This window comes from Roseisolibacter sp. H3M3-2, assembly GCF_029211165.1.
GTDB lineage: Bacteria > Gemmatimonadota > Gemmatimonadetes > Gemmatimonadales > Gemmatimonadaceae > Roseisolibacter.
The window spans coordinates 1-3690 of the sequence record NZ_JARGEK010000433.1 but is presented as its reverse complement, the minus strand read 5'-3'; the positions used below and the strand labels follow the sequence as shown (position 1 = coordinate 3690).

Annotated in this window: 4 protein-coding genes; all 4 read right to left on the bottom strand. The window is 76.5% G+C overall.

The window, feature by feature from the left end:
• Nucleotides 1–1246 (bottom strand): bacillithiol biosynthesis BshC (gene bshC / locus PYV61_RS22500; RefSeq protein WP_275835898.1); only part of this gene is annotated, 1246 nt, incomplete at its 3' end.
• A gap of 84 nt (nucleotides 1247–1330) precedes the next feature.
• A complete protein-coding gene (locus PYV61_RS22495) occupies nucleotides 1331–1792 on the bottom strand; it encodes a 23S rRNA (pseudouridine(1915)-N(3))-methyltransferase RlmH (protein ID WP_275835896.1) in 462 nt (153 codons plus the stop codon).
• 16 nt (nucleotides 1793–1808) lie between these two features.
• The gene (locus tag PYV61_RS22490) at nucleotides 1809–3116 is read right to left on the bottom strand and encodes a Glu/Leu/Phe/Val dehydrogenase (protein ID WP_275835894.1); all 1308 of its coding nucleotides are present in this window, start codon (nucleotides 3114–3116) and stop codon (nucleotides 1809–1811) included.
• A 50-nt stretch (nucleotides 3117–3166) separates the two neighbouring features.
• On the bottom strand, nucleotides 3167–3690 hold a 524-nt coding region (locus PYV61_RS22485; RefSeq protein WP_275835892.1), incomplete at its 5' end, for a tetraacyldisaccharide 4'-kinase.

The following is a 3690-nucleotide window of genomic DNA, read 5'->3' as shown; positions in this document are numbered from 1 at the left end:
CGACCCGCCCCTCGGCGGCGTGCGGGTCCGCGAGGTCGGCGACGTCGAGCCCCACGCGCGCGAGCGCGCGCCGCACGTGCGGCTCGACGACGGTGGTCGACCTGCGCGGCACCGCGAGCGGCAGCGGGACGCCGAGCGCCGCGGCGACCGCCGAGACCTGGGCGAAGTAGGCGTACTCTCCCGGCCCGGCGACGTAGGCCGCGGTCGGCAGGATCGTGCGCTCGATGACGGGACGCAGCAGCACGTTGGGCCCGAGCGAGCCGCGCGCGAGCTTCGCCACCATCGCGCGCCCCTCGGCGACGCCGACGCGCGCCTTGCGGCCCTCCGCGTCGTACGCGAACACCAGCGATCGGCCGGCGACGTCGGCGACCTGCGGCGCGTGGCCGGCCGCCGCCATCGCGTCGGCGCGCTCGCGCAGCGCCTCCTCGACCGCGCCCGCCTGCAGCAGCGCGCGCCGCATCAGGTTGAAGCCCGCCTCGCGCACCGCGCCGTGCGACGCGTCGAGCACCGCGATGCCGAGCGGCTCGAGCAGCGCGCGCATCAGCCCCACGTAGGCGTCGCCGACGGTGGCGCCCGCGCGGTAGCTGGCGCGCGCGGCGTCGAGCGCCGGCGCGTAGGACGCGGAGCCGCACGCGCGCGCGAGCTGGTCGAGCAGCGCCGGCACCTCGTCGCCCATCGGGACCGCGCTCATCGGCGTCCCCTCGACGGGCGCGCCGTCCAGCCGCAGCGCGCGCGACTCGCCGTCGAGGGCGACCACGGTGCCGCGCGCCTCCTCGTAGTCGGCGTCGTCGGTGGCGGCCCAGAACACCGGCGCCACCGGGATCCCGGTCCGCGCCTCGAGTGCGTCGGCGAGCGCGCGCGCCGAGATCGCCTTGCTCAGCGTGTAGAGCGGCCCGCCGAAGAGCCCCGGCTGCTGCCCCGTGGTGACGACGATGCCGGCGCCGCCGGCGCTGCGCTCGAGGCGCGCCGCGGCCTCGCCGCGCGCGTCGAACGCGGGGCGCAGCAGCTCCAGCCACGCGCCGGCCGCGAACTGCCGTCGGATGGCGTCGACGTGCAGCGACCACTCCGCGGCGTCGACCGGGCGCGGCGGGTACCAGTGCGCGTCGAGCGTGCCGCCGCGCGCCGCGCGGGCGAGCGCGGAGCCGCCGAGCGGCTCGGTGCGGACCTCCAGCTCGACCGCCGGCGCGTCGGCGGGCGCGTCGATCGGGGCGGCGGGCGCCGCGGCCGCCACGCGGGCGCCGCTCACGGGGTCCTCCGACGGCTCCCCATCGGGGCGCGCGGACATCGCGTCATCGACACCTCGCGGCGGTGGCCGCGGCTCGCTGGGGGTTCACTTGTGGTACGGCTCGCCGCGGGCGATGGTGCCGGCGCGGTAGAGCTGCTCGGCGAGGACGAGCCGCGCCATCTCGTGCGGCAGCGTCCACGGCGCGACGGCGAGGCGCACGCCGGCGCGGTCGCGCACCGCGGGCGCGAGGCCGTAGGCGCCGCCGATGGCGAAGGTCACGTCGCGCGCCTCGTCGCGCTGGCGGCGCAGCCAGTCGGCGAACCGCGCCGACGTCCACGCCTCGCCGCGCTCGTCGCACGCGACCAGGACGCCGCCGGGCGCGGCCCGCTCCAGGAGCCGCGCCCCCTCCCGCTCGCGCACCTGGTCGGCGGCGAGGGCGCGCGCCGGCTCCTCGCGCACCTCGTGCACCGCGAGCGGCCAGTAGCGGCCGGCGCGCGCCTCGTAGTCGGCGATCGCGGGCGCGAGGTCCCCGCGGGGGCGCCCGACGGCGGCGAGCACGATCCGCATGGCGCCGGGCGCACCGTCAGGCGTAGATGCCGCGCAGCTTGTGGACGGTGGCGACGCGGCTGATCGACAGCATGTAGGCCGCCGTGCGCATGTTCACGCGGTGCTGCCGCGACAGGGCGAGCACGTCGTGGAAGCTGCGCGTCATGATGTCGCGCAGGCGCTCGTTCACCACGTCCTCGGACCAGAAGTAGCCGCCGCGGTCCTGCACCCACTCGAAGTACGACACCGTCACGCCGCCCGCGTTGGCGAGGATGTCGGGGATGACGAAGATCCCCTTCTCCTCGAGGATCGCGTCGGCGCCCGCGCTGGTCGGGCCGTTCGCGCCCTCGGCGATGATGCGGGCCTTGATGCGCTGCGCGTTCTTGCTCGTGATCACGTTCTCCAGCGCGGCGGGCACCAGCACGTCGACGTCGAGCTCCAGCAGCGCCTCGTTGGTCAGCGCGTCGCCGCCGGTGAACCCCTCGAGCGTCTTGTGGCGCTGCACGTGGGCGATCGCCGCGTCGACGTCGAGGCCGGCCGGGTTGTGGTAGCCGCCCGTCCGGTCGCTGATCGCGACGATCTTGCACCCCTGCTGGCCGAGCAGCCGCGCCGCCACCGAGCCGACGTTGCCGAACCCCTGCACCGCGACCGTCGCGCCGGCCATCGGGCGCTGCAGGTGGCCCAGCGCCTCGCGCACCACGAACATCACGCCGCGCCCCGTCGCCTCGCGCCGGCCGAGCGAGCCGCCCATCTCGACCGGCTTGCCGGTGACGACGGCGGTGACCGTGTGGCGGACGTGCATGGAGTAGGTGTCCATGATCCACGCCATCACGCGCTCGTTCGTGTTGACGTCGGGCGCCGGGACGTCCGAGTCCGGGCCGAGCGTCGAGATGATGCCGGCGGTGTAGCGGCGCGTCAGCCGCTCGAGCTCCCCGACGCTCATGCCGAGCGGGTCGCACACCACGCCGCCCTTCGCGCCGCCGAACGGCAGGTTCACCACGGCGCACTTCCAGGTCATCCACGCCGCGAGCGCCGTCACCTCGTCGAGCGTCACCGCCATGTCGAAGCGGATGCCGCCCTTGGCGGGGCCGCGCGACGTGTTGTACAGGACGCGGTGGCCGGTGAAGACCTTCACCTCGCCGTTGTCCATCATCACCGGCACGCTGATCGTGATCTGCTTCTCCGGGTGCCGCAGGACCTGGTAGATGCCCGGGTCCAGGTCGAGCAGGGCGGCGGCCCGGTCGAAGCGCGACATCATCGCCTCGAACGGGTTCTCCTCGTTGAGGAAGCGATCCTTGTCCGGGAGGACGATCGTGGACGTCGGGAGGCGGAGGTCGGTGGCCATGGTGAGGAGGGTACGGCCGGGCGGGCCGGCCGGGTCACGATGCGGGAGGGTCAGCCGGGCGCGCGGGCGCCGGCGTCGCGCGCCGCGAGCAGCCGGTCGAGCGAGTCCGCCAGGACCCGCGCGCCGCGCTCGACGACCACGCGCTGGGAAACATACCACAGGGCGGGCGCCCCGCGAGGCCAGAGCGGTCCGAGCTTGACCGCGTCCTTGAGCGTGCAGACGACGCGGTCGGCGGCCGCCGCGCGGGCCGCCAGACGTTCGGCGTCGCCGGCGTCGAAGGCGTGGTGGTCGCCGTGCGCGGCCTCGTCGACCTCGGCCCCGGCCGCGCGCAGCTGCGCCGCGAAGGCGCGCGGGTCGCCGATCCCCGACACCGCGAGCACGCGCTCGCCCGCCAGCCCCGACACCGGCTCCGCGTCCGGCGCGCCCCAGCGGCGGAGGGCGTCGGGGCGCAGGTGCAGCAGGAGCCGCGGCACCCCGGGCGCGTGCGCGCCCAGCCGGTCGAGCCAGGCCTCCGCCTCCTCGCGCGGCACCGCCTTGCGCGTCACGGCCACCAGCGTCGCGCGGCGCAGCGCCG

What these genes read in the sequence shown, in the direction of transcription:
- PYV61_RS22495 (WP_275835896.1), bottom strand. Translation starts at nt 1,792, where the DNA reads ATGCGGATCGTGCTCGCCGCCGTCGGGCGCCCCCGCGGGGACCTCGCG.
- PYV61_RS22490 (WP_275835894.1), bottom strand. Translation starts at nt 3,116, where the DNA reads ATGGCCACCGACCTCCGCCTCCCGACGTCCACGATCGTCCTCCCGGAC.